General features: G+C 76.5%; 16 protein-coding genes. 14 read left to right on the forward strand and 2 right to left on the reverse strand.

Annotated elements, in window-relative coordinates; translation table 11 throughout:
- The first annotated feature begins 18 nt into the window (after window positions 1-18).
- The 6 genes from LH044_RS07725 to LH044_RS07750 all read left to right on the forward strand — a co-directional run bounded on the left by LH044_RS07725 (window position 19) and on the right by LH044_RS07750 (window position 8,186).
- A complete protein-coding gene (locus LH044_RS07725; protein WP_227759247.1) occupies window positions 19-1,521 on the forward strand; it encodes a hypothetical protein in 1,503 nt (500 codons plus the stop codon).
- Window positions 1,522-1,653: 132 nt separating this feature from the next.
- Window positions 1,654-2,520 carry an SCO2322-related protein gene (locus LH044_RS07730; RefSeq protein WP_227759249.1) on the forward strand — a complete coding sequence of 289 codons (867 nt, stop codon included), beginning with the start codon at window positions 1,654-1,656 and terminating at the stop codon, window positions 2,518-2,520.
- Between the two features lie 115 nt (window positions 2,521-2,635).
- Window positions 2,636-3,820, forward strand: coding sequence for a CbiQ family ECF transporter T component (locus LH044_RS07735; protein ID WP_227759250.1), 1,185 nt, complete (start codon window positions 2,636-2,638; stop codon window positions 3,818-3,820).
- Complete coding sequence (locus LH044_RS07740; protein WP_227759258.1) at window positions 3,817-5,469, forward strand: ABC transporter ATP-binding protein; 1,653 nt, start codon at window positions 3,817-3,819, stop codon at window positions 5,467-5,469. Before LH044_RS07735 ends, LH044_RS07740 begins: the two co-directional genes overlap by 4 nt.
- A 5-nt stretch (window positions 5,470-5,474) precedes the next feature.
- Window positions 5,475-6,314, forward strand: coding sequence for an ECF transporter S component (locus tag LH044_RS07745; protein ID WP_374210602.1), 840 nt, complete (start codon window positions 5,475-5,477; stop codon window positions 6,312-6,314).
- Window positions 6,315-6,410: 96 nt separating this feature from the next.
- On the forward strand, window positions 6,411-8,186 hold the full coding sequence (locus LH044_RS07750; RefSeq protein WP_227759267.1) for a LuxR C-terminal-related transcriptional regulator: 1,776 nt from the start codon (window positions 6,411-6,413) through the stop codon (window positions 8,184-8,186).
- Window positions 8,187-8,219: 33 nt separating this feature from the next.
- Here the strand turns inward: LH044_RS07750 and LH044_RS07755 are convergent, their stop codons facing one another.
- Window positions 8,220-8,810: a TIGR03086 family metal-binding protein gene (locus LH044_RS07755; protein WP_227759269.1), complete on the reverse strand. Its 591-nt coding sequence runs from the start codon at window positions 8,808-8,810 to the stop codon at window positions 8,220-8,222.
- A gap of 482 nt (window positions 8,811-9,292) precedes the next feature.
- On the opposite strand from LH044_RS07755, the gene LH044_RS07760 reads away from it, so the two are divergent.
- From LH044_RS07760 to LH044_RS07795, 8 genes are all read left to right on the forward strand, one after another.
- Window positions 9,293-10,147: a sensor histidine kinase gene (locus tag LH044_RS07760; protein WP_227759271.1), complete on the forward strand. Its 855-nt coding sequence runs from the start codon at window positions 9,293-9,295 to the stop codon at window positions 10,145-10,147.
- A complete protein-coding gene (locus tag LH044_RS07765; RefSeq protein WP_227759273.1) occupies window positions 10,144-10,815 on the forward strand; it encodes a response regulator transcription factor in 672 nt (223 codons plus the stop codon). The genes LH044_RS07760 and LH044_RS07765 overlap by 4 nt, the downstream gene beginning before the upstream one ends.
- A gap of 114 nt (window positions 10,816-10,929) precedes the next feature.
- On the forward strand, window positions 10,930-11,886 hold the full coding sequence (locus LH044_RS07770) for an ABC transporter ATP-binding protein (protein ID WP_227759283.1): 957 nt from the start codon (window positions 10,930-10,932) through the stop codon (window positions 11,884-11,886).
- Window positions 11,883-12,746, forward strand: a complete 864-nt coding sequence (locus LH044_RS07775) for a hypothetical protein (RefSeq protein ID WP_227759284.1) — start codon at window positions 11,883-11,885, stop codon at window positions 12,744-12,746. Before LH044_RS07770 ends, LH044_RS07775 begins: the two co-directional genes overlap by 4 nt.
- A gap of 123 nt (window positions 12,747-12,869) precedes the next feature.
- The gene (locus LH044_RS07780; RefSeq protein ID WP_227759286.1) at window positions 12,870-13,982 is read left to right on the forward strand and encodes a metallophosphoesterase; all 1,113 of its coding nucleotides are present in this window, start codon (window positions 12,870-12,872) and stop codon (window positions 13,980-13,982) included.
- A gap of 190 nt (window positions 13,983-14,172) precedes the next feature.
- The gene (locus LH044_RS07785) at window positions 14,173-23,274 is read left to right on the forward strand and encodes a type I polyketide synthase (protein ID WP_227759287.1); all 9,102 of its coding nucleotides are present in this window, start codon (window positions 14,173-14,175) and stop codon (window positions 23,272-23,274) included.
- Window positions 23,271-23,738, forward strand: a complete 468-nt coding sequence (gene acpS / locus LH044_RS07790) for a holo-ACP synthase AcpS (protein ID WP_227759289.1) — start codon at window positions 23,271-23,273, stop codon at window positions 23,736-23,738. Before LH044_RS07785 ends, acpS begins: the two co-directional genes overlap by 4 nt.
- The gene (locus tag LH044_RS07795) at window positions 23,735-25,633 is read left to right on the forward strand and encodes a carboxyl transferase domain-containing protein (protein WP_227759291.1); all 1,899 of its coding nucleotides are present in this window, start codon (window positions 23,735-23,737) and stop codon (window positions 25,631-25,633) included. Before acpS ends, LH044_RS07795 begins: the two co-directional genes overlap by 4 nt.
- Here LH044_RS07795 and LH044_RS07800 read toward each other — a convergent pair.
- The gene (locus LH044_RS07800; RefSeq protein WP_227759293.1) at window positions 25,578-26,213 is read right to left on the reverse strand and encodes a TetR/AcrR family transcriptional regulator; all 636 of its coding nucleotides are present in this window, start codon (window positions 26,211-26,213) and stop codon (window positions 25,578-25,580) included. The two genes, LH044_RS07795 and LH044_RS07800, sit on opposite strands and share 56 nt — an antisense overlap.
- Window positions 26,214-26,290 lie beyond the last annotated feature (77 nt).

The following is a 26,290-nucleotide window of genomic DNA, read 5'->3' on the forward strand; positions in this document are numbered from 1 at the left end:
TCGGCCGGGAGGTGTGAGATGACGAACGCCGTGCGCTCCGTGGGAGCGCCGAACACCGTGGACGTGGCCTCGGCGCGCCGCCGGGCCGCCCTCCGCTGGGGCGCGCTGGCGACGTGCCTCGCCGGCCTGCTGGTGGGCCTGGCCGGCGGCTCGCTCGGTGCGGGCGCGGCCGCACCTGCACCGACCGCCCCGGCCACGCCGGCGCTCGACTGGCTCGCGGACGAGATGGGCGCCAACGGCGGGACCATGCCCGGGTTCACCGCCGGATCCACCGACTGGGGCCTGACGGCCGACGCGATCCTGGCCTTCGCCGCGGCCGGCCGGACCGCCGACCCCGCCGCGACGACCGCCACCGATCGGCTGGTGCAGGGGGCGGCGGCGTTCACGACCTGGACGTCGGGTGCGGACACGGTCCGCGACGCCGGCGCCACCGGCAAGACCGTGCTGGCGCTGCGGGCCATGGGCCGACCGGCCGTGGCGGACGGCGTCGACCTCGAGGCCGAGCTGCGTTCGCTCGTCGTGACGAGCGGTCCGCAGGCGGGCCGCTTCGCCGACCGGGTGCCCGACCCGGCGTGGGACGCGGCCAACGGGTTCGCCCAGTCGCTGTCGATCCTCGCCCTCGCCCTCTCCGACGACGGCGTCCCCGCGCCCTCCGTGGCGTACCTCCTCGTGCAGCAGTGCCCCGCGGGCGGCTTCCGGCTCGACCTGTCCGGCACCACCGGCTGCGACGACGACGCCAGGGCCGACACCGACGCCACCGCCCTCGCGCTGCAGGCGCTGCTCGCCGTCGACCGCACCCCCGCGGTGGCCGCCGCGCTCGAGCAGGGCACCGCCTGGCTGCTCGGGCGCCAGGGCGCCGACGGGTCGTTCGGCGGGGCCGGGCCGACCGCCGCGGCCAACACCAACAGCACCGGCCTGGCCGCGCAGCTCCTGCGGGCCGCCGGCGTGGTCGACGCGGCCGACCGCGCCGCGGGCTGGATCGCCTCGTGCTGCCAGCTCGGCGCCGACGCCGCCGGCACGCCCGCAGCCGCCGATGTCGGCGCGGTCGCCTACAACCCCGCGGCCCGGGCGACGGCGCTGGCGGACGGCGTGACGGCCCAGGCGGCGGACCAGTGGCGGCGGACGACGGCCCAGGCCGTGCTGGCGTTCGGACTCGCGCCGTACGGGCCGCACGACGTCGAGCCGCTGCCGCCGGTGTCGACGACGACCACGACCTCCGCTCCGACGACGACCTCGTCCTCGACGACCACGACGGCGGCCCCCACCCCCACCACCACGAGCGTCCCCGGCGAGACCACGACGACGTCGGAGCTGACCGCCGTGGAGGGCGAGCAGGTGGCCGTCGGCGGTGGCGCGGACCTGTCCGCGGGGAGCGGGAGCACGTCGTCCGGGTCGGGCGCCCCCAGCGGTTCCGGCCTCGCCACCACCGGCACGGACCCGGTGCTGCTGCTGGGTGCCGCCGTCACCCTGCTCGCCGTCGGCGCCGTGCTGGCCGCCGCGGGACGACGGTCGCCGCGGTGAGCGCGGGCCGCGCCGCCGGGCTGCTGCTGGCGACGTGCCTGATCGGCGCGGGGCTCGGCCTCGCTCCGGTGGTGCCGGGCACGCCGAGCGCGGGGCGCGTGGTCCGACGGTGCGTGCCCGACGGCGGACGGCGTGACCGTGGTGATCGACTTCCAGGACCTGGGCGGCGGCATCTGGGTGCGCTGCGCGCCGGGCCCGTCGGCCACCGGCTTCGAGGCGCTGCAGCGCGCCGGCGTCCCGTTCACCACCACGGTCCGCTTCCCCGGCTTCCTGTGCCGCATCGACGGCCGGCCCGCGGCGGACCCGTGCCAGACGACGTCGCCGGCCTCGGCCTACTGGTCCTACTGGATCGCACCGCGGGGCGGGGCCTGGTGCTACAGCTCGTTGGGCGGCGCCAACCGCAACCCCCCGGAGGGCTCTGTCGAGGGCTGGTCGTTCTCGCTGGGCCGCGGCACGGACGCCATCCCGCCGCCGCGGTTCGCCCCGCCCGCCCGGGTGCCGGGCGCACCGGCGTCGCTCCCCGGCGGCGAGTGCGACGCGGCGAAGACACCGCCGACCGTGCCGCCGTCCACCACCCCGACCGCCCCGCCCACGACGGCGCGGCCGGCCGCGCCGCGGAACCCGACGGCGAGCGGGGGCGCGACCGGCCCAGCCGGGACCGCGCCGGCGGCGGGGGCCGGACCGGGCGCAGCCGCGTCGCCCGCGGCCGGAGGTCCCGACGCCACGGCGCCCGCCGGCGTCGCGGGCGAGACCACCGTGCCCGCGGCTCCGGACGGCGGCACCGCCACGACCTCCGGCGTCGAGGACGCCGACGACGGCGGCAGCACCGGCTCGACCATCGTCACCCCCGACGGCGAGGAGGTGGCGATCAACGCACCGGGCTCGTCGGGCGACGGCCCGTCGAGCTCCCCCGTCGGCGTCCTCGTCGCGCTCGTACTGATCGCGGCGCTCAGCGCCACCTCGTTCGTCGTGCGCCGCCGGACCCGTGCGACGACCTGACCACCCCGTGCGACCCGACCCGACCGTGCGACCCGACGCGTCCGTCCGACCCGACCCGCCCGTGCGACCCGACCCGTCCCTGCGTGCCGGCCGACCGCCGCGGTCCGGCGGGCGCGTGCGCCTCCCCCGCGACCTCCACCCGGGGGCCTGGTGGATCTGGGCGCTGGGCATGGCCACGGCCGCCAGCCGCACGACGAACCCCCTGGTGCTCGGCGTCATCATCGCCGTCGTCGCCCTCGTGGTCTCGGCCCGCCGCAGCGACGCGCCGTGGGCCACCGGCTTCGGTGCCTACGTGACGCTCGGCCTCGTCGTGATCGCCATCCGCGTGGTGTTCCGCATGCTGTTCGACGGCCAGAGCGGCGAGCACGTGCTGTTCACGCTGCCCGAGATCCCGCTCCCCGAGGCCGCCGCCGGCATCCGGATCGGCGGACCGGTCTCGCTCGAGGGCGTGCTCGCCGCCCTCTACGACGGGCTCCGCCTCGCCACGCTCATCATCTGCCTGGGCGCCGCCAACGTGCTCGCCAACCCGAAGCGCCTGCTGCGGTCCGTGCCCAGCGCGCTGTACGAGGTCGGCTCGGCCATCACCGTCGCGCTCACCGTCGCGCCGCAGCTCGTCGAGAGCGCCCGGCGGGTGACGCGTGCCCGGCGGCTGCGCGGCGAGGTCGGTCGGCGCACGCACTGGTTCCGGCAGGTCGTCGTCCCGGTGATGACCGACGCCCTCGACCGGTCCCTGCTGCTCGCCGCCGCCATGGACTCCCGCGGCTACGGCCGGACCTCGGGTGCGCCCCGCGCCGCCCGCCGGCTCACCGGGGTGCTCGTCGTGGGGGGCCTGGTGGGCGTGTGCGTCGGCACGTACGGGCTCCTCGACGCGTCCACGCCGCGGGCGTTCGGCCTCCCGGTGCTCGCGCTCGGGCTGCTCGCGTCGACCGCCGGGTTCCTGCTCGGCGGGTCGCGCGTTCGCCGCACCCGCTACCGCCCCGACCCGTGGCGGCTGGCCGAGTGGGGCGTGGCGCTGACCGGCGTGGCAGTGGCGACGGCGCTGTACGTGACGTCGTCGATCGACCCCGCGCAGCTCAACCCGTCGCTGCAGCCGCTCGAGTGGCCGCAGCTCCCGCTGGTGCCGACGCTCGCCGTGCTGCTCGGTGCGCTGCCGTCGGTGATCGCACCGCCGCCCGTCCGAGTGGCCGCCGCCGTGGGCCCGGTCGACCTGCGCACGGCGGAGCCGGCGATCGACCTCGGCGACGCGGGCGCGGCCCGGGCGGCGCGGGCCCGGGAGCTCCGTGGGGTGGTGGCGCGGTGATCCACCTCGACCGCGTGACGGTGACCTACCCGGACGCCGAGCGCCCGACGATCCGCGACGTCGACCTCCACGTGGAGGAGGGCGAGCTGTGCGTGGTCGTCGGCCGGACCGGCGTCGGCAAGTCGACGCTGCTCGGCTGCCTCAACGGGCTGGTCCCCCACTTCACCGGCGGCACGCTGCGCGGCCGCGTCACGGTCGCCGGGCGCAGCACCGCCACGCACCCGCCCCGGGAGCTCGCCGAGGTGGTGGGCGTCGTCGGGCAGGACCCCCTGGCCGGCTTCGTCACCGACACGGTCGAGGAGGAGCTCGCCTACGCGATGGAGCAGCTCGCGGTCCCGCCCGACGTGATGCGCAAGCGGGTCGAGGAGACGCTCGACCTGCTCGGCATCGCCGACCTGCGCCACCGCGCCCTGCGGACGCTGTCGGGCGGCCAGCAGCAGCGCGTGGCGATCGGGTCCGTGCTCACGTCGCACCCGCGCGTCCTGGTGCTCGACGAGCCCACCTCGGCGCTCGACCCGACCGCCGCCGAGGACGTGCTCGCATCGATCACGCGGCTCGTGCACGACCTCGGCGTGACCGTGGTCGTCGCCGAGCACCGCCTCGAGCGCGTCGTGCAGTACGCCGACCGGGTCGCGTACCTCCACGGCGACGGGACCGTGCAGAGCGGCCCGCCCGCCGACCAGCTCGCCACGTCGTCGGTCGCGCCGCCGGTGGTGCAGCTCGGCCGCCTCGCCGGGTGGTCGCCGCTTCCGCTGTCGGTGCGCGACGCCCGCCGCACCGCGCCCGCCCTGCGCGAGCGGCTCGCGACCGCGCCGCCGCCCTACCGGCGCGCCCTGCCGGACGCGGAGCCCGTGCTGTCGACGCGCCGGTTGGTCGTGACCTACGGGTCGACCGTGGCTGTGCGCCAGGTCGACCTCGCGCTGCACCCGGGCGAGGTCGTGGCGCTCATGGGCCGCAACGGCTCGGGCAAGTCCTCGCTCATGTGGGCGGTCCAGGGCGCGGGCGACCGCTCGGGCGGCGACGTGTCGGTGGTCGGTCCGGACGGCGGCCGGGCCGACACCTCGGGGATGAGCCCCGCCGAGGCCCGCCGCCGGGTCGGGCTCGTGCCCCAGACCCCTGGCGACCTCCTGTACCTGGCGACGGTCGCCGAGGAGTGCGCCCAGGCCGACGTCGACGCCGGTCGGACCGCCGGCACCTGCGACGCCCTGCTCGAGCGACTGGTGCCCGGGATCGACCGTGGCGCGCACCCGCGGGATCTGTCCGAGGGCCAGCGCCTCTCGCTCGTGCTGGCCATCCAGCTGACGGCGTCGCCGGGCGTCGTGCTGCTCGACGAGCCGACGCGCGGCCTCGACTACCACGCCAAGGCGAACCTCGCGACCGTGCTGCGCGAGCTGGCCGACCGGGGTCACGCCGTGATGGTGTCGACCCACGACGTCGAGTTCGTCGCGTCGAGCGCCGACCGGGTCGTCGTCATGGCCCAGGGCGAGGTGGTCGCCGACGGCCCGACCGCGGACGTGGTCGTGGCGTCGCCCGCCTTCGCCCCGCAGGTCGCGAAGGTGCTCGCGCCGCAGCGCTACCTGACCGTCGACGAGGTCCGCCGGGCGCTCGGGTCCCGGCCCGAGCACGAGCCGGAGCCGGCGCCGTGCTGAGCACCATGCCCTCCCCCGACGACGCCGGGCACCGCTGCTCGTCGCTGGCGCTCCGGTTCCGACCCGCGCTCGTGCTCGTCGTCGCGTCGGCGGCCGGGCTGGCGATGTTCCTCTGGCCCCTGCTGCTGTCGCCGTCGGCCGGGCTCTCCCACGGCACCGACGCGCCGTACCTGTTCGCGCTCGTCCTCCCGGTGGTCATCGCGGTCGTGCTGGCCGAGCTGCACTCCGGGGGCATCGACACCAAGGCGCTGGCGATGCTGGGGGTGCTCGCCGCGATCGGCGCCGCGCTGCGCCCGATGGGCGCGGGCGTGGCCGGGGTCGAGACGGTGTTCTTCCTGCTGGTGCTCGCGGGGCGCGTCTACGGCCCCGGGTTCGGCTTCGTGCTCGGCAACACGACGCTGTTCGCCTCGGCGATCCTCACCGGGGGGATCGGCCCGTGGCTGCCGTTCCAGATGCTCGCCGCCGGGTGGGTCGGCCTCGGTGCCGGGCTGCTGCCGCGCTCGGTCGGCGGCCGGCCGCTCCGGGGCGGGTCGGAGATCGCCCTCCTCGCCGCGTACGGCGCGCTGTCGGCGTACGCGTACGGGTTCCTGATGAACATGTGGTTCTGGCCGTACTCGCTCGGCGCCGGGACCGATCTGTCGTTCGTCGCCGGCGACGCGGTCACGTCGAACCTGCACCGCTTCTTCCTCTTCACGCTGGCCACCTCGACGTTCGGTTGGGACACCGGGAGGGCGATCACCAACGTCGTCGCCATCGCGGTCCTCGGGCCGGCGGTCCTCCTGACGTTGCGCCGCTCGGCCCGGCGCGCCGCGTTCGACGCCCCGAGCGATTTCGTTACAGGGTGAACCAACTCCACCCGCCGAACACCCGTTTCATGTCCGTTCGGACATCTCATCCGGCGGGGCCCGCCACCTAGGGTTTTCGCCGCTGGAGGATGAGGGGTGCCGAAATGCACCCCCGCGGATCGGGAGGGCACGATCGACCCGGAGTGGCACGACCTGCTCGAGGCGACGGTGCAGGGGGACGAGCAGGCGACGAGCCTCCTCGACAGCGCCCGGACGGCCGATCCGGCCACCCGATCCGAGCTCGCGGCGCTCGCCGCGTCCTCGGGGCGGTTGGCGGTGACCGCGGGCGACCACGAGACCGCCGAGCGGCTGCTCAACGTCGCGATCGAGCTGTCCGACGCCACCGGCGTCGAGCGGGCACGGCTGCTCCTCGACCTGGCGCGGGCGAGCGAGAGCCGCGGCGACATCACCCGGTCCCGCGAGCTGTTGAACGACGTCGTGTCGCTCGCCGAGGCCGGCGACGACGTCGACCTGCTCGTCGACGCCGCGGTGCGGTCGACCTTCCCGCCCGACTGGCGCGCCGGCGACCGCCGGACCGCTGCCATGCTCGACCTCGCGGAGCGGCTGGACGCCGAGCGGACGGTCGGTGCGTCGCGGCGGGGGGCGATCCTGGCGGCCCGGTCGATGGTCGAGATGCGCATCCCGATCTCGGCCGACCCGCAGCAGCAGGTGGCGTGGGTGACCCGGGCCAGCGTCGCCCAGCCGCTCGCCGAGGAGGCGCTGACCCTGACCGAGGGTCGCAGCGACGCCGACCGCCTGGTCGCCCTGGTGGCCTGGCGCTCCACGCACCGCGGTCCGACCTGGCTGCTGCGCCGGCTCGAGGTGTCGGCGCAGGCGGTCGACCTGGCCCAGCGCCTGCTCGACCACGACCGGCTCGCGGACGCGTCCGTCGGGATGGCCGTCGACAGCCTCGAGGCCGGCGACCGCGCCGGCCACGCCCGGGCGGTGGCGACGCTGCGGTGGGCGGCGTCGAGCGACGGCAACCCGCGCCTGCGATGGTGGGCGGCCACCGTCGCAGCGGGGGCGGCGCTGCTCGACGGCGACACCGACACCGCCACCCGGCACCGGGCCGAGGCCGATGCCGTCGGCGACCGCCACGCGCTCCCGGGCTGGGTCGCGGCCGAGCTCCTGCTCGCGGCCGAGATCACGATCACGACCGACGACGCGACCGAGATGCGCAAGTACCTCGGCCCTGACGACTTCCCGGTGCTCGAGAGCCCGATCGCCCGGGCGTCGGTCGCGCTGATGTCCGCCATCCTCGGCGACGTCGAGCGCGCCGGCCGCTACGCGACGCTCGCCGTCCGTGCGCTCGACCAGGAGTCGAGCTACCTCCTCTGCCTGGCGCTCCTCGGTCGCACGGCCGCGACGATCGGCGACGCCGAGCTCGGCGGCGTGCTGCTCGAGCGCCTCGCGCCCTGGCGGGGCCGCGTCGCCGTCGACGCGAGCGGGTGGTGGTGCATCGGGCCGGTCGACCTCGCGATCGCCGAGCTCGAGGTCGTCGCGGGTCGGGGCGCCGACGCCGCGACCTCGCTCGACGCCGCCGAGGAGCTGGCCCGCTCGATCGGCGACGTGCGGTCGCTGCAGCGCGTCGACGAGGTGCGGGCGCGGCTCGGCCGCCCCGCCGACGGCGCGCGGCCCTCGCCGGCGCCCGAGACGTCGGCCGGCATCGACGAGCTGTCGGACCGCGAGCTCGACGTCCTGCGGCTCATCGCCCGGGGCAGGACCAACGCGGCGATCGGCGCCGAGCTGTCGTACAGCCCGTCGACGATCCGGGCCGACACCGTGTCGATCTACCGGAAGCTGGGCGTCCGGGGCCGGGCCGAGGCCGCCGCCGTCGCGGTGACGGCGGGCCTGCTCGACCCGACCACCTGACCGCCCTGGACGCACCCGTCGGCCGCGCCTCGGTCAGGGCGTGCGCCCCAGGGCGGCGAGCAACCGGGTCTGCTCGTCGGCGCCGTCGGGCACCGCCACCCCGGGCGCGTAGTGGCCGCTGTCGACCATCGCGTCGAAGGGCATCGACTCCAGGGCGGCCACCTGCCGGTGCACCTCGGCCTCGTCGAGGTGCTCGTCGAGGCCGGCGGCCCGGGCGAGGTCCCAGGTGTGCACGAGCACGTCGGACACGGCCGCGTGGAACGCACCGGCGAAGCTGTCGCCGAGCGGCGACCGACCTCGGCTCGCGGCGACGGCGGGATCGTCGATCGACGACTGCAGGAAGTCGTCGAGCGCCGACCACGCCACGACCGGGTCGTCGTCCGCCGAGGGGAGGTCGGGCAGCGGGACCCCGAAGCTCCCGCAGTAGAACGCGGGGAGCCAGCCGACGAGGTGGTCGACGACGTCGCGGGCCACCCAGCCCTCGCAGGGCGCCGGCGAGTCCCAGCGATCGGCGGGGACCGCCCGGACCCGTGACGTCATGCCCGCGGCGACGGCCCGGTAGCGGTCCGACATCTCCCGGCGAAGGTCCTCGTCGGCGGTGGTGGTGTTGGTCGCGTCGTCCATGGTCTGCCCCCGTCTCGGTCGTGCCGCCGACCCTACGCAGGCTCGCCGCAATCGTCAACCACTTGGTTGACGATTGCCGAGGCTCGCCCGGGCGTCCTCCACACCTGACGTAGCGACGTCTGCACGTGCGGACGACGACAGCCCTCGGCGGCGTTCGTACGATCGGGGCGTGCACGATGGGCCGCCGACGGCGGCGGACCGCCTCGGCCGCTGGGCCCTCGACGCCGCGCTGGCGCTCGTGCTCGGCGCGCTCGTCGCGCTGATCACCACCCACATCGCGCTCGACCGGCCGGGCGACCGCGCCGCGGACGCGCTGACCTACGCCTGCATCGGCGTCGCCGCCGTCGGGGTGTCGCTCCGACGGACTGCGCCGGCGATCGGCTGCGGCCTGGCGCTCCTGGGAGCGTGGACGTACACCGTGGCCCAGCACCCCGGGGGGCCGATCTACCTGCTCGCCCGCGGTCTCGATCTACAGCGTCGCCGTGACCCTCCCCCGCCCGCGGGCCTACGGCCTCGCGATCGCGGTGAGCGTGGTCATGTTCGCCTCCAGCGTGCTGGCGCGCGGCGCCGTGCAGTGGAGCGACCTGCTGTTCCTCGCCTGGCCGGTCGTCGCGGTGCTCGTCGCCGACGTCGTCAGGGGTCGGCGCGAGCGCGCCGCCGCCGAGGAGGACCGACGGGCCGGCGCGGCACGGCGGGCCGAGGTCGAGGCGGAGCGCCGCCGGGCCGAGGAGCGCCTGGCGCTGGCTCGCGACCTCCACGACTCGGTGGCGCACGCCATGGCCACGATCAACGTCCAGGCCGGGGTGGCCGCGCACGTGCTGGGCCGGGACGAGCGCCAGACGGCCGACGCGCTCGAGGCGATCCGCGTGGCGAGCCGCGACGTGCTCGACGAGCTCGGCGTCATGCTCGACGTGCTCCGGGACGGCGAGGGCGCGCCCCGCCAGCCCGTGGCGGACCTGGCGCAACTCGACGGTCTCGTCGAGTCCTCGCGGCGTGCCGGGGTGGACGTCGAGGTGAGCGTCGTGGCGGTCGACGGCGTCCCGCCCCCGATCAGCGCCGCGGCGTACCGCGTCGTCCAGGAGGGCCTGACCAACGTGGCGCGCCACGCCCCGGGTGCGCGCGCCCGGGTCGTGGTCGACCGGCCGGCCGGCACCGTGCTGGCGATCGAGGTGCTCGACGACGGCCCGGGCGTCCCCGGACCCGGCGCCTCGCCCGGGGCGGGGGTCGGCCTCGTGGGCGTCCGGGAGCGGGCCCAGGTGACCGGCGGCCGGTGCGAGATCGGACCGCGGCCCGGCGGGGGCTTCCGGCTGCGCGTCGTGTGGGACGGACCCGCGTGATCCGGGTGGTGCTCGCCGACGACCAGCACCTGGTCCGGGCCGGCTTCCGGGTGCTCCTGTCGGCCGAACCCGACATCGACGTGGTCGGCGAGGCCGCGGACGGCGAGGGGGCGCTGGCGGTGGTGCGCGAGACCCTGCCCGACGTGGTGCTGATGGACATCCGGATGCCGGGCCTCGACGGCATCGCCGCCACCGAGCGGATCGCCGGCGACGCGTCGCTCGACGGGGTGCGGGTGGTCGTGGTGACGACGTTCGAGCTCGACGAGTACGTCTTCGAGGCGCTGCGGGCCGGCGCCGCCGGGTTCCTCGTCAAGCACACCGAGCCGGCCGAGCTGGTGCGGGCGGTCCGGGTGATCGCCGCCGGCGACGCCCTGCTGTCGCCGAGCGTCACGCGCACCCTGATCGGCCGCTTCGCGGGGACGCCGGCGGTCGGCGCCCCGGCCGGCCCCGCCGACGACCTCCTGATCGGGACGCTGACCGACCGCGAGCGCGAGGTCGTCGGGCTCGTGGCCCAGGGGTGCTCGAACGACGAGATCGCGGCCCGGTGGGTCGTCTCGCCCGCCACCGTGCGCACGCACGTGAGCCGTGCGATGAACAAGCTCCACGCCCGCGACCGCGCCCAGCTGGTCGTCATCGCGTACCGCAGCGGGCTCGCCGCCCCGGGCTGAGCGCACCGACGCCCGGCGCTCGCGGGGCGCCGGCCGGCGCGTACGTCGGGTGTGGAGCACGGATCTCCACGCTGGGGCGACGACCGGCGCCGCCCCGGAGCCGACGATGGGCCCATGACGGAACTGCACACCACCGGTCCGCCGGCGCCGGTCATCCGAGTCGAGGGCCTGACCAAGCAGTACGGCGACCGCCTCGCCGTCGACTCGCTGAGCTTCGACGTGCCTCGGGGCGTCGTGGCCGGGTTCATCGGGCCCAACGGCGCCGGGAAGACCACCACCCTCGCCATGCTGCTGGGCCTCGTCGCGCCGTCGGGCGGCGGCGGCGAGGTGCTCGGCGTATCGCTCGACCGGCCGGCCGAGTACCTGCCCCGCGTCGGTGCGCTCATCGAGACGCCGTCGCTGTACCCCGGGCTCACCGGGGTCGAGAACCTGCGGGTGCTCGCCGCCCTCGGTGACCACGACCGGACCCGGATCCCGGTCGTGATCGACCAGGTCGGCCTCGCCGGCCGCGGGGAGGACCGGTTCGGCACGTACTCGCTCGGCATGAAGCAGCGGCTCGGCATCGCCGCCGCGCTGCTGGGCGACCCGGAGCTGCTGGTGCTCGACGAACCCACGAACGGCCTGGACCCCGTCGGCATCCGCGAGATCCGCACCCTGGTCGCGTCGCTCACGTCCGAGGGGCGCACGGTCCTCGTGTCGTCGCACCTCCTCGGCGAGGTCGAGCAGATCTGCGACCACCTGGTGATCATCGAGGCGGGCGCCGGCGTCTACAGCGGCCCGACCGCCGGGTTCCGGGGCGGCGCAGGCCGGCAGCTGCAGGTCGTGCCCGAGCACGACGGGGCGCTCGTCGCCCTGGCCGACGTGCTGCGGGCCGCCGGGTACGACCTCGAGCTCGCCGCCGACCGCCCGGAGCTGCTCGTCGAGCTCGGTCCGGGCGACGACGAGCGGCGCGTGGCCGCGGCCGTCAACCGGCAGGCGCACGAGCACGGGATCGTGGTCGCCGGCCTGCACCCGCACCAGGAACGCCTCGAGGACCGCTACCTGTCGCTCGTCGCCGGAGGAGCCCGATGACCACCGTCCCCACCCGCATCCCGACCCTGGCCCCGCCGCGCGCGCCGCGCGGGACGCCGCTGACCCGTTCGATCGCCGCCGAGGCGGTCAAGGTCCTGCGGCGCCGAACGATCGCGATCACCGCGGCCGCGGTGGCGATCATCTCGATCGGCGGCACCGCGCTCAGCGTGCTGGCCGCGCAGCCCGCGGCGTTCCCGAGTGCAGGACCCGGCCCCGAGGCGCTGCTCACCACGCAGGCGCTCTCCGAGCCCGGGGGCGGCACCGCGGTGTTCGCCCAGACCGCAGCGTTCACGTACGTGTTCCTGCTGGCCGTGTTCGTGGCCGCCGTCGCCGGGGAGTTCACCCGCGGCACGTTCCGCACGATGCTCCTCCACCAGCCCTCCCGGGGTCGCCTGCTCCTCGGGAAGGTGACCGTGCTGGTCCTCGACGCCCTTGCGGTCGCGGCGGTCGGTGCGGTGCTGTCGTGGGTGACCGCCCGACTCGTTGCGCCGTCGCAGGGCATCGACACCGCTGCGTGGGCGACGCTCGACGGGCTCCGTGCCGCGGTCGAGGACCTCGGTCGCGTGGCGCTGTTCCTCGTCGGGACCGCGGTGTTCGGGACGACGGTCGGAGTGCTCGCCCGCTCGGTGCCGATCGGCGTGGGCGTCGCGCTCGTGTGGTCGGGGCCGATCGAGAACATCCTCGGCGACAGCTGGGCGGGCGCGGAGCAGTGGTTCCCCGGGCTGCTCCTCCGAGCCGTGCTGATCCCGGGTTCGACCGACACGTCGACCGGGCGGGCCCTCGTGACGCTGGCGGCGTACGCGGCGATCGCCCTGACCGTCACGGCGATCGCCCTCCGGCGCCGCGACGTCACCAGCTGACCCTGGGCACCCGGCTGACCCGCTTCGTCGGCGGATCCGTGCGACATGGGGGCGGTCCCGCACCGACGCCGGCGGGTGACCGACGCGGCCCCCTCGCGCGCCCGATCCGCCACACTGTCCGGCGTGCGGGAGGTCACGGTGGCGTTGACCGTCCTCGCCCTGGTGTGGGCGGCGGCGGGCCTGGGGGTGTGGTGGGTGCTCCGCCGACGGCCGCTGCTCGCCGTCGTGCTCGCGCTCGCCACGATCGGCGTGGCCGCGGTGACGTCGGTCGTCGCGTGGGGCGTGCTCGGCGGCCTGAGCTCCTTCGGGGGCGTGCACGGCCTGTACCTCGCCGTGGTGGTCAGCGTCCCGCTGCTCGGGGTCGGCGTGCTCGTCACGACGATCGTCCGACCGGTCGCCGAGCAGGGCCGACGGACCTCGGTGCTCGTCCTCGGCACGGCCCTGGTCCTCCCCGCGCTGCTCGGCTTCTACGCCACGCACGTCGCGCCGTTCCAGCTTCGCGTCGAGACCGTCGACGCCGCCGTCGAACCAGGGCGCGACGGCCACGACACGATCCGCATCGCCGTGCTGTCGGACATCCAGACGACCGGCGCCGGCGACCTGGAGCGCGAGGCCGTGCGCGCCGCCATGGCCGCGGACCCCGACATCGTGCTCATCCCCGGCGACGTCCTGCAGGCGGACGGCGCCGAGCTCGAGGCGGCCGTGCCCGCCATGCGCGAGCTGCTGGGCGAGCTCAGGGCGCCGGGCGGCGTGTACATGGTCGGCGGCGACGTCGAGACCCCGGAGCGGCTCTGGGCGAAGCCCGAGTCGATCCGCATGCTCGACGACGAGGTCGTCACCACGACCGTCGGCGACCGGACCGTGGCGATCGGCGGGACGCGGCTCGACTTCGACTCACCCGACGCGCAGCGCGTGAAGGACGAGCTGCTCGCGCAGGACGCGGGAACCGTGCGGATCCTCCTCTCGCACCGGCCCGACACCGTGCTCGGACTGCCACCGGCGTCCGGCGTGGACCTGACCGTCGCCGGCCACACCCACGGCGGCCAGGTCTCGGTGCCGTTCGTCGGCCCCCTCGTCACGCTGACCGCGGTGCCCCGATCGGTCGCCGCAGGCGGTCTCCACGAGGTCGCCGGCAACCGGATCTACGTGTCGCCCGGCATCGGCATGGAGCGGGGCCACGCCCCCCAGATCCGCTTCGGGGTCCCGCCCACGGTCGGCATCGTCGACCTGGGCTGAGCGGCGCCACCGCCGGAGGAGGAGCGCCACGACGAGGGGCTGAAGCGCCACGGGAGGGCACGAGGTCCCTCCAGGACCACCGAACCGGGTTCAGGCCTCGGGCCCATATCCGATGAATTCCTCATGTTCTCGTTGTAACCACGACGCCGTTGAGGTAGTCGTAGCTGCAAGCGATCATGAGGGAGTCATCATGTTTTTGGAGACGAGTTCGCTCGGCGCCGACCTTGTCGACGGCCGGAGCGACGGCCTCCTGACCCTCTCGGGGCAGGATCACGAGTGGTGGGACGGCCTCCGCCGGACCGTCGCCGGGCGCCCCGAGGTGGAGTCCTGGTGTCGAGCGGTGCTGGGCGAGCTGGCCGAGCGACTCGACGAGCGGCCCGACCTCTCCCCCACGCTCGCCCTCGCCACCGACCCGCCCACGACGTGGCTCGACGCCCCCGATGCCGTCGACGCCGCCGACGGCGGTGCCCCGGCCTGGACGGCGACGGCGCCGGCGCGGCTTGCCGGCACCGCCCTCGCCCACCTCGCCGCGATCCGCTCGCTGCTGCCCGCCGGCCTCGACGCGGGCACCGGCCTGACCGCGGCCACGGGCCACAGCTCGGGCCTGCTCGCCGCCTGGGCCTTCGCCCGTCGCGGCGCCGACCTCACGCCGACCCAGGCGGTCGACGTGCTGCTCGCCCTCGCCGTGACCGGCGAGGAGGTGGCCGCCCACCCGTGGTCGGTGCCGCCCGTCGCACGTCGGGCCGACGACGACGACGCCCCGATGGTCGCGGTCGCCGGGCTCACCGAGCCCGCGCTCCGATCGCTGCTCGGCGACCACGGCGCGACCGCGCCGGCGATCGCCCTGCAGAACGCCTGGGACCGGTTCGTGCTGAGCGGGCGGCCGGCCGACCTCGCCGCGTGGCGCCGCACCGCCGGCTCGGACGTCCGGGCGGAGTCCCTGACCTCGCCGGTGGCCTTCCACCACCCGGCGCTCGGCGACGCCACCGACCGGGCCCTCGCCCGGCTGGCCGATGCGGGGATCCGGCTCGACGGCGAGCTCCGCATCCCGCTCGCCGACCCGAGCGACGGCCGGCTCGTCACCGGCGGTGACGCCACCGACCGACTCCTGCGCTCGCTCTGCACCCAGCCGGTGCGGTGGGCCGACACCCTCGCTGCGCTCGTCGCCGACGCCGTCGAGGCCGACGGGCGACCACCGGTCGTGATCGACCCGGGGCCGTCGACGGTCACCGCCCGCATGACGGGGCGCAGCCTGCGCGGGACCGGGACCACCGTGCTCGCGCTGGGCGACGACGCCGACGTGCGGGCGCTCTCGCTCGCGGCCGAGCGCCCGGCCCCGCCGCTCGACTACGCCACGCTGGCGCCCTCGGTCCGGGCCACCGCAGAGGGCGGGACCCAGCTGCACACCCGCCACACCGAGTGGACCGGTCGGTCCCCGATCGTGCTGGCCGGCATGACCCCGACGACGGTCGACGCCGAGATCGTCGCCGCGGCGGCGAACGGCGGCCACGTGGCCGAGCTGGCGGGCGGCGGCCAGGTCAGCGGCCCGATCCTGGCCGAGCGGCTCGAGGAGCTGCACGAGCGGCTCGAGGTCGGCCACGAGGTCGTGTTCAACGCGCTGCACCTCGACCCGTACCTCTGGGGCCTGCACCTCGGTCGGGACCGGCTCGTGCAGAAGGCTCGCCGAGAGGGCGCGCCGATCTGCGGCGTGACCGTCTCGGCCGGCATCCCCGACCGCGACGACGCCGTGCGGCTGCTCGACGAGCTCGTCGCCGACGGGATGTGGCTGAACGCCTTCAAGCCGGGCGACGAGGCCGGCGTCCGCAAGGTGCTGGCCATCGCCGATGCCACGCCGCACCGCGTCTGGCTCCACCTCGAGGGCGGTCTCGCCGGTGGCCACCACGCCTGGAGCGACCTGGAGCAGGTGCTCGTCGGGACCTACGACGAGATCCGGAGACGCCCCAACGTCGCCCTCCTCGTCGGCGGCGGGGTCGGCACGACCGAGCGGGCCACCGCCCTGCTCGACGGCACGTGGGCGCTCGCGCACGCCGCGGTGCGCATGCCGGTCGACGGCGTGCTGATCGGCACCGCGGCGATGGCCGCCGCCGAGTCGACGGCGTCGGGCTCGGTCAAGCGGGCGCTCGTCGGCGCACCGGGCACCGACGGCCCCGTCGAGCGTGGCGTGGTGTCGGGCGGGGTGACGTCCGGGCGGTCCGGGCTCGGCGCGGACATCCACTACCTCGACACCCACGCCGCCCGCGTCGCCGCGATGCTCGAGGAGGTCGCGGGCAACGCCGCCGGCGTGGCCGAGCGCCACGACGAGATCGCCGAGGCGCTGGCCGGCACGGCCAAGCCGTGGTTCGGCGACCTCCACCGCATGACCTACGTCGGCGCGCTCGAGCGGTTCGTCGAGCTCACCGCCCTCGGCCGCAACGGCCGCTACGAGGACGGCCGCTGGCTCGACCCCACCCACCGCCGCCTCTTCCTCGACCTGCTGCGCCGGTGGGAGGCCCGGTGCTGCGACGTCGACGAGGGCGAGGTGCCGTCGCTCTATGCCGACCTCGACCACGACCCCGAGGAGCTCGACGACCCCGAGAAGGCGATCGAGCGGTTCGTCCGGGCCCACCCCGTCGCGGCGCTGACCGAGCTGGAGCCGTCCGATGCCGCGCACCTCGTGGCGCTGTGCGACCGACCGGGCAAGCCGGTGCCGTTCGTGGTCGCGATCGACGCCGAGGTCCGGCGCCGCTACCTCTCGGACTCGCTCTGGCAGGCGCACTGCGACCTGTGGGACGCCGAGCAGGTGCTGGTGATCCCCGGCCCGACCGCGGTCGCCGGCATCACGACGGTGGACGAGCCGGTGGCCGCGCTGCTCGACCGCTTCGAGGCCGCCGCGGTCGCCGCGGTGCGCAGCGCCGGCGGCCGCGAGGTCCCCCTGCGCTCGGCGGTGGAGGCGCTGATCGAGCTGCCGACGGTCGTCTCGGGCGGCGCGTCGGTGCCGTCGCCGGTGCGGCGGATGGCCGAGGGCGCCACCTGGAGCGTGGACCGGGCCGACGGCGCGGTCACCGCCCGGGCGGTCATCGGCGGCCCCGATGCCGGCTGCGCCGCCGAGGAGCTGCTGCTGCGGGGCCTCGACGGGCCCGTCGGCGCCGTCGAGGTCGAGCTGCGCTGGCCCGCACTGCCGGGCCTCGCCGGCGACGGTCGGCTCTCGTTCCTCGTCGACGTCGAGGAGCGCGCCGGCGTCGCGGTGGCCACGGTCGACGGTGGATCGCTCGACGCCGCGCAGCGCGACCTCATGGCCGTCGTGATCGACGCCGCCACCACGGCCCGGGACCGCCGGCCGCCGGCCGTCGACCCGGCGGCGGACCGGCTCGGGACCGCCGCGGTGCCCGACGCCGCGATGGGACGGGCGTGGCCCGAGGTGTTCCGGGCGCTCGCCGAGGTCGGGGCCGCGGAGGGGATGGTCCGCCTGGTCCACGCCCGCCACCGCGTCCGGCCCGCCGGAGCCGACACGGTCGCCCTGCCGGGCTCGACCGGACCCGTGGCCGCCACCGTCCGGGCGACGCCATCGGGCCGCGAGCTGCGCACCGTCGCCGCGACCGGCGACCGCTGCTTCGACGACGTGTTCCTCGTGCGCCGGGCCCCGGGCGAACCGGCCGTCGAGACCCAGCAGGACGGTGCCGCCGACGACGTGCTCGCCGGCGGGCCCGCGCGCGTCGCGACGCCCCGCCTCGAGCTCGTCCGCTCGGTGCGCACCGCCCCGACCCGGAGCGACGCCTTCGCCCTGCTCAGCGGCGACGCCAACCCGCTCCACCGCAGCGACCTGGTCGCCCGGCTGGCGGGGCTGCCGCGTCGGATCGTGCACGGCATGTGGACGAGCGCCGCGGCCCAGCAGGTCGTGGTGGACGAGGTGCTCGACGGGCGCGCCGACCGGCTCGTCGAGTGGGACCTCCGGTTCCTCGACGTCGTCGAGCCCGGCGAGGAGGTCACCGTCACCGTCACCCGGATCGCGGTCCGTGAGGGCCGGCGCGTCCTCGAGGTCGACGTCCGCAGCGGCGACCGGCCGGTGGCGCTGGGCGAGGCGGTCGCCGCGCCCGTGCGCACCGCCTACGTGTTCCCCGGCCAGGGCATCCAGCACCGCGGCATGGGGCGGGCGACCCGCGACCGGTCCGAGGCGGCGCAGGCCGTGTGGGAACGCGCCGAGCGCTACTGCACGTCGGAGCTCGGCTTCTCGCTGCTCGACGTCGTCGACCGCAACCCCACCGAGATCGAGGTGTCGCTCGGCGACGGGCTGAGCGTGCTGCACCGCCACCCCGAGGGCGTGCTGCACCTCACACAGTTCACGCAGGTCTCGATGGCGACGCTCGCGGCCTCGCAGGTCGCGGAGCTGCAGGAGGTGGGCGCCTTCGACCCCGACGCGGTGCTGGCCGGCCACTCGGTCGGCGAGTACAACGCGCTCGCCGCGGTGGGCGGCGTGCTGCCGCTCGAGGCCGTGCTCGGCGTGGTGTGGGCGCGCGGCAGCGCGATGCACACCCTCGTCCCGCGCGACGAGGACGGCGCGTCGGGCTACCGACTCGCGGTGGTGCGGCCGCACCTCGCAGGCCTCGACGCGGACGAGGCCGTCGCCCTCGTCGACGCGGTGGCCGCCGACACCGGCGAGCTGTGCGAGGTCGTGAACCACAACCTCCGGGGCCGCCAGTACGCCGTGGCCGGCACGACCGCTGCGCTCGCCGAGCTCCGGTCCCGACTCGGGGCGGGGCAGGCGCCCGGCCGGGCGCCGTACCTCGAGGTGCCCGGCATCGACGTGCCCTTCCACTCCCGTGCCCTGGCCCCGGGGGTGGCCGAGTTCCGCGACCACCTGGACCGAGCCCTCCCCGAGGAGATCGACCCGGCACGGCTGGTCGGCCGGTACGTGCCGAACCTGCATCCGTTCACGTTCCGGCTGGACCGCGACTACGTCGAGGGCATCGCCGCGGCGTGCGACGGTGCGGCGTGCGCCGAGGTGCTCGCCGACTGGGACGAGCTGCGCGAGCGGCCGGCCCGGCTGGCCCGCCAGGTCCTGGTCGAGCTGCTGGCGTGGCAGTTCGCGTCGCCGGTGCGCTGGATCGAGACGACCGACGTGCTCCTCGCCGCCGAGGCCGACGGCGGCCTCGGGGTCGAGCGCGTCGTCGAGGTCGGCGTCGGCTCGTCGCCCACCCTCGCGAACCTGACCAAGGCCGCGGTCGCGGCCGAGGGCCACGGCGCCCAGGTGCTGCACGTCGAGGTCGACGAGCTCGAGGTCATGGACCGCACCGAGCCCCCGGCCCCGGTCGTGGAGGACGACGACGAGGACGGCGCCGCCGCCGTCGAGCCGGCACCGGCCGCGTCGCCGACCCCCGTCGCGCCGGCCGCCGGGACCGCCGGCGCCTCGTCCGTCGACGACGCCCCGGTGGGCCTGGCCGACGCCGTGCCCGCGCTGCTGGCGCTGAGCGCCGGGCTCCGGCTCGACCAGCTGGGCGACGACACGGTCGAGCAGCTCGTCGACGGCGCGTCGTCCCGGCGCAACCAGGTGCTCATGGACCTCGGCAAGGAGCTCGGCATCGGCGCCGTCGACGGCGCCCACGAGCTCCCGCTCTCCGAGCTCCTCACGCGGCTCGAGGAGCACGTGCGGGGCCATCGCCACCCGGGCCCGGTGCTGTCGACGATGGTCGACACCGCGGTGTCGGCCACCGCCGGCCGCTGCGGGTCGTCGCCGGGCCGCCTCGCCGACCGGGTGCGCACCACCTGGGGCCTCGGCGAGGGCTGGGTCGAGCGCTGCCGCCTCGAGATCGCGCTCGGCACCCGTGACGGCGTGAGCCGTCGGGGCGGCGACCTGGCGACGCTCGCCGGCGACGACGCCGATGCCCTCGTCGACGACGCCCTCGCCGCGGTCGCGGCCCGGCTGGGCGTGACGCTCACGATGCCGACCGCGGACACGGGCGCCGGCATCGACGGCGCGGCCGTCGAGTCGGTCGTCCGGGGCGTGGCCGACGCCGTCACCGAGGCCGCCGCCGCGGCCCGCGCTGCGCTGGGCGCCGCGACCGGCATCGACCTCCCGAGCGGCGGCACCGACCTCGACGAGGCGGAGGACGGTGCGCTCGCCCGCCGCCTGGCCGACCTCGAGGCCGAGCACGGGGCCGGGCGCGCCGAGGAGGTCCGGTCGATCTTCGACGACTCGCGCGTGCAGCTGCTGTCGTCGGGGCTCGCCTGGGCCCGCGCCGACCTGGACCGCCTCGTCCACGACCCGCCGGCGGACCCGTGCGAGCGCGCTGCGCTCGTGGTGCGGCTGGCGCGCTTCGCCGGCACCGACGACCGCTTCGACCAGACCGTCGAGTGGTACCTCTCGGGTCGCCACCGCGCCGGTTGGTCGCCCGGGCTGGACGACGAGCTCCGGCGCATCCGCCGGGGCCGGGACGCGTCCGACCCGGCGCTCGACGTCGACGGGCTCACGGTGCTCGTGTCGGGTGCCTCGCCGCGGTCGATCGGCGAGCAGGTCGTGGCCACGCTGATCGGTTCGGGAGCCACGGTCGTCGCCCTGACGAGCGGCCTGTCCCGCGCCCGCCGGCTGGCCTGGCGGGAGCTGGAGCGCCGCCACGCCGGGCCCGGCGCCCGGCTGTTCGTCGTGCCGGCCAACCTCGCGTCGTTCCGCGACGTCGACGCGGTCGTCGACTGGCTCGACCGGACCCCCGCGCCCGAGGTGCCCCACCCGGGCCGACCCGACGTGGTCGTGCCCTTCGCGGCACCCGCGGTCCTCGGCGACGCCGCCGACGCCGGCCCCCGCCAGGAGGTGGAGCTGCGGGTCATGCTGCTCGGCGTCGAGCGCCTGGTCGCCCGCAGCGCCGAGCAGGTGCGGGAGCGGGCGGCACGCGCCGGCGCCGGCGACCCCGGGGTGCTCACCGCGGTGCTGCCGATGTCGCCCAACCACGGCATGTTCGGTGGCGACGGCGCCTACGGCCACGCCAAGGCCGGCCTCGAGGTGCTGGCGACCCGCCGGGCCGCCGAGTCGCGGCGCTGGGGTGGCTGGTGCCGCACCGTCGGCGTCGAGATCGGGTGGGTGCGCGGCACCGGCCTGATGGGCGGCCACGACGACCTCGTCCCGGTGGTCGAGGACCGGCTCGGCATCACGACCCACGACGTCGTCGACGTCGGCCGCCGCATCGCCGAGCTGTGCGTGCCGGACGGTCGCTGCGGCCCGGGCGACGAGCGCGTCGACCTGACCGGCGGGCTCGCCGCCATCGACCCCCAGGCGCTGGCCGACCTCGTGCGCGGCGCGGGCGCCGACGACGACGAGGCCACGATGGCGACCGCCGACGGCCGCACCGCCGACGGCCCGGATGCGGATGGGACGGTCACCGTGCGGGCGCTGCCCCGGCCGAGGGCCGCGGGCGGGCTCGCGGTCGACGCCGGCACGGCGCTGCTCGACGACGACCTGCTCGACGAGGGCGGCCTGGACGAGGGCGACGGGGACCGGCCCGACGGGGAGCTGATCGCCCTCGAGGACATGGTCGTCCTCTGCGGCGTGGCGGAGATCGGACCCTGGGGCACCTCGGCCACCCGGGCCGACGCCGAGCGGCACCGAGAGCTCCCGGCCCGGGCGGTGCTCGAGCTCGCGGTCCGCTGCGGCCTCCTGGAGTGGGCGCCGTCGGGCAGCGCCGGCGCCTGGGTCGACGTCGGGAGCGGCGACGAGGTCGACGAGGCGGACGTCGCCGAGCGCTACCGGGACGAGGTGGCGGCCCGCTGCGGCATCCGCCGGTCCGAGCAGACGATCGAGGGCGAGCTCCGGGTCTTCACCGAGCGGCCGGTGGTGGTCGCGGTCGGCTCCGCGTCCGACGCCGAGGCGCTCGTCGGCGCCACGCCCGGCGCGGTCGCGAAGTGCGTGGACGGGACGTGGAAGGTGACGGTGCCGGCCGGGGCCGCGCTCTGGGCGTCGCACCAGGTGCCGCTGCCACGGGCGGTCACCGCGCCGATCGCCGAGGGCATGGACCCGACCACCTTCGGCGTGCCGGCCGAGATGGCCAGCGCCGTCGACCCGGTCGCGGCGTGGAACCTGGCCACGACCGCCGAGGCGTTCCGAGACGCCGGCACCGACCCGGAGGAGCTGCTCGACGCCGTCGCCGCGGCCCGGGTGGCGTGCACGCAGGGCACCGGGATGGGCGGCATGGACAGCATCCGCACCATCCACCTCGCCCCCCGGCGGCGCACCCCGCACGCCAACGACGTGCTGCAGGAGGCGCTCGGCAACGTGCCGCCCGCCCACGCGGTCCAGTCGTTCGTGGGCGGCAGCGGGCCCATGATCCACCCGGTCGCGGCCTGCGCCACGGCCGGCGTGTCGCTCGAGCTCGCGCTGGACCTGGTCCGCGCCGGCAAGGCCGACGTCGTGGTCGGCGGCGGGTTCGACGACATCGGCCCTGAGGGCATCGTCGGGTTCGCCGAGATGTCGGCCACGGCCGACGACTCCCGGCTCGACGAGGCCGGGTTCACCCCCCGGGAGATGTCACGGCCGGGCGACCGGTCCCGCGCCGGGTTCGTCGAGAGCCAGGGCGGTGGCAGCTTCCTGGTCTGCCGCGGCTCGGTCGCGGCCGAGCTCGGCCTGCCGGTCCGGGCGGTCGTCGTGTTCTCGTCGAGCCACGGCGACGGACTGCAGACCTCGATCCCGGCGCCCGGCCCCGGCGCCCTCGGCGCGGTCGAGGGCGGCGCGGGCTCCCCGCTCGGTCGGGCGCTCGCCGCCCACGGGCTCACGGCCGACGACATCGGCGTCGTGTCGAAGCACGACACCTCGACCCGGGCCAACGACCCGAACGAGGCCCGCATCCACGAGCGCATCCAGCGGGAGCTGGGCCGGAGCCCGGGCAACCCGCTCCGGGTGGTGTCGCAGAAGTCGCTGACCGGCCACGCCAAGGGCGGTTCCGCGCTCTGGCAGATCGCCGGGCTCTGCGACGTGTTCGACGACGGCGTCGTCCCCGGCAACCCGAACCTCGACGCGGTCGACCCCGAGGTGCAGCCCGGGCCCAGCCTGGTCGTCGACGACCGGCCCCTGCGGCTGCGACGGCCGCCCCGGGCGGCGCTGCTGACCAGCCTCGGCTTCGGCCACGTGTCGGTCGTCGCCGCGCTCGCCCACCCCGAGGTGTTCACCGAGGCGCTGCTGGCGCAGCGGGGCCGGGCCGCGGCGCTCGACCACGCCGCCACCGCGAGCCGGCGCCGCCGGGACCGGGACCGCCTCCGCCGGCGGGCGATCTACGGGCAGGAGCCGGCGTTCCGGCGGCGGACGCCGGCGTGAGCGGCGCGAGGGGCGTGCTCGGCGTCGGGTTGGACCTGGTCGACGTGGGATCGTTCGCGGAGCAGCTCGGCATCGTGGGATCGGCCATGGCGACCGAGACCTTCACGCCGGGCGAGCTGGCCGAGGCCGACGCCGTCAGCCGCGAGCGACCGGCCGATCCGCTGGCCCGCGCCCGCCGGCTGGCGGGACGGTTCGCCGCGAAGGAGGCGTTCACCAAGGCCTGGTCGGCCGCCCGGCTCGGCCGGGCCCCTGCGCTGTCGACGTTGCGCTGGCTCGACGTCGAGGTGCTGACCGACCCCTGGGGCCGGCCGTTCCTCCGGCCCTCGGGCGACACCGGGGCCGCGGTCCTCGAGTCGCTCGGCGCCGTCGAGGTCCACCTGTCGATCACCCACGACGGGCCGGTGGCCGCGGCCGTCGTCGTGCTGGCCGAGGCCGGCGCCCCCTCCGCGGTGGACTCGCCATGAGCGTCGTGGAGCAGCACTGCGGGCAGCCCGGGCTCGTCGTCGCCGCCGTGGCGGCCGTCGGCGACCCGGTCGAGCCCGGCGACGTGCTCGTGGTCGTCGAGTCGATGAAGTGCGAGCACCGGGTCGTGGCCACCGCCGCGGGCCGCGTCGACTGGATCGTGCCGGTCGGGACGGTCGTGTCGGCCACCGATGCGATCGTGCGGCTCACGTGCCGCTCGACGCCCCGGCCGCCGGCCCCGTCCGAGGTCGTCCGGCTGTACCTCGACGCCGCGCTACACCTGACCGGCGGGCGCTGCGGCACCTTCCAGGCGCTCGACCTCGATCCGCGGGTCCTCGAGGGCCGGCCCGACCGGCTCGTGCCGGTGGTCCGCGCCGCGGCCGCCGACGGGGACGGCGACGGCGACCGGCCGCCCTGCGGCGTGACCGTCGGGATCATGTCCCACCACGTCGGCGCCCACGCCGAGCCGGTGCGCCGGGTCTGGCTGTGCGGCGACGCCACCCGCAGCCTCGGCGCCGTGGCCGAGCCCGAGTGCCGCCGCATCCTCGCCGCGATCGACCTGGCCGAGGCGGAGCAGGTCCCGCTCGAGTGGGTCACCGTGTCGAGCGGCGCCCGGATCTCGATGGAGTCGGGCACCGAGAACATGGACTGGTGCGCGGCGGTGGTCCGGCGCCTGGTCGAGTTCACCCAGGACGGCGGCGAGGTCGTGATCGTCGTCGCCGGCGTGAACGTGGGCGCGCAGAGCTACTGGAACGCCGAGGCGACCATGCTCATGCACTGCGCCGGCACGCTCGTGATGGTCGACGGCACGTCGATGGTCCTGACGGGCAGCCGGTCGCTGGCCCGGGCGGGCGGCGTGTCCGAGCGCTCCGACCACGACCTCGGGGGCACCGGGGTGATGGCCCCGAACGGCCAGGCCCACCACGTCGTGGCCGACCTCGGGTCCGCGATCGAGCTCGTGCTGGAGCACCACGCGCTGTGCGCAACCGGTCCACGCCACCCGCTCGTCCGGTCGACGACCACCGACGACCCCGACCGCGACGTCGGGGCCTCGCCGTACACCGGACCCGAGGAGCACGGCTGGCGGCGCGTCGGCGAGATCCTCTGCCCGACGTCGCACCCGACGCGCACCCGGCCGTTCCACGTCGCGCCGGTGATGGAGGCCGTCGCCGACGCCGACGCCCCGCGGCTCGAGCGGTGGGCCGACATGGACGGCGCCAGCGGCGCGGTCGTGTGGGACACGCGCATCGACGGCTGGCCGGTGAGCCTCATCGGCATCGAGTCGGTCCCCCGCGGCGCGGGCGACGGCTGGGAGGCGGCCGGCACGCTCTACCCGATGGCGTCGCGCAAGGTCGCCCGGGCGCTCAACCGGGCGAGCGGGCGACGACCGGCCGTGGTGCTCGCCAACCTCGCCGGCTTCGACGGCAGCCGCAGCTCGCTCGCCGGCCTTCAGCTGGAGCACGGCGCCGAGCTGGCCAGGGCCGTCGTCAACTTCCGGGGCCCGCTGGTCGTCGTGGTGATCGGACGGTTCCACGGCGGCGCGTACGTCGTGCTCAACCGGCGCCTCAACCCGGAGCTGCGGATCGTGGCGCTCGAGGGCACGAGGGTCTCGGTGATCGGGGGCTCGTCGGCCGCCGAGGTCGTGCTGGGCCGCGAGGTCACGGCCGAGATGGAGCGCACGGGTGCCGATCGCGACGGTGCGGTGCGGAGCGTCGCTGACCGCTTCGACGAGGTGCACGGCGTGCACCGAGCGCTCGAGGTCGGTTCGGTCGACCTCGTCGTGTCGCCGTCGGAGGTCCGGGGGGTGGTGGGGCGGCTGGTCGCGCCGTCGGCGCCGCCGGTCAGCCCGATGCGTCCAGCGCCACCGCTCGCAGGTAGGACCGCAGTGCTCTCTTGAGCTCCCGGACGGTCGCCGGGTGCGGGCGGTCGTCGTGCACCGAGAAGTGCAGGAGCGAGTAGCACATCTGCACCACGACCTCGGCCACGGTGCGCGAGCGGCGCCCGGATCCGGCGGGCAGGAGCCAGGCGACGAGCGGCACCACCTGGTCGGTGATGCGCCCGGTCTGCTCGGCCGCGAGCGACCGGGTCAGGGCGGTCGACTGCATGGCCAGCCACACGTGGCGCCGCCCCGGCTCGGACCGCCAGAGGTCGGCGAGGTGGTCGATGAGCCGGTCGACGTCGTCCTGCCAGTCCTCGCTCGGGAACTGGTCGGCGGCACGGGCCAGCGCGGCCGCGAGGGCGTCGGTGTCCTGCGAGCTCAGCTCGCAGATCAGCGCGTGCTTGTTCGGGAAGAACTGGTACACGGACCCGATCGGGATGCCCGCCGCCGCGGCGAGGCCGTCGAAGGTGAAGCCGTCGACGCCGACCTCGGCGAGCTGCTCACGGCCCGTGCGCAGGATCAGGTCGAAGCGCTCCCGGCCGCGGGCCTGGACCGGTCGGTGGCGGACGGTCAGCTCAGGTTCCGCGGCCCCGGACATGGCCACCAGCATGGCCCGTCCGGCCCTTCCTCCGCGCCCGTCGCCGTCGTACCGTGTCCCCGGCGTCGGGGTGAGGG

Origin of the sequence: Dermatobacter hominis (genome assembly GCF_020715685.1) — a bacterium.
Taxonomy (GTDB): Bacteria; Actinomycetota; Acidimicrobiia; order Acidimicrobiales; family Microtrichaceae; genus Dermatobacter; species Dermatobacter hominis.

Excerpts from the sequence above, each read along its gene's own strand:
- LH044_RS07725 (WP_227759247.1), top strand. The coding sequence starts at position 19 with ATGACGAACGCCGTGCGCTCCGTGGGAGCGCCGAACACCGTGGACGTG.
- LH044_RS07745 (WP_374210602.1), top strand. The coding sequence starts at position 5,475 with ATGCCCTCCCCCGACGACGCCGGGCACCGCTGCTCGTCGCTGGCGCTC.
- LH044_RS07755 (WP_227759269.1), bottom strand. The coding sequence starts at position 8,810 with ATGGACGACGCGACCAACACCACCACCGCCGACGAGGACCTTCGCCGG.
- LH044_RS07770 (WP_227759283.1), top strand. The coding sequence starts at position 10,930 with ATGACGGAACTGCACACCACCGGTCCGCCGGCGCCGGTCATCCGAGTC.
- LH044_RS07775 (WP_227759284.1), top strand. The coding sequence starts at position 11,883 with ATGACCACCGTCCCCACCCGCATCCCGACCCTGGCCCCGCCGCGCGCG.
- LH044_RS07785 (WP_227759287.1), top strand. The coding sequence starts at position 14,173 with ATGTTTTTGGAGACGAGTTCGCTCGGCGCCGACCTTGTCGACGGCCGG.
- LH044_RS07795 (WP_227759291.1), top strand. The coding sequence starts at position 23,735 with ATGAGCGTCGTGGAGCAGCACTGCGGGCAGCCCGGGCTCGTCGTCGCC.
- LH044_RS07800 (WP_227759293.1), bottom strand. The coding sequence starts at position 26,213 with ATGTCCGGGGCCGCGGAACCTGAGCTGACCGTCCGCCACCGACCGGTC.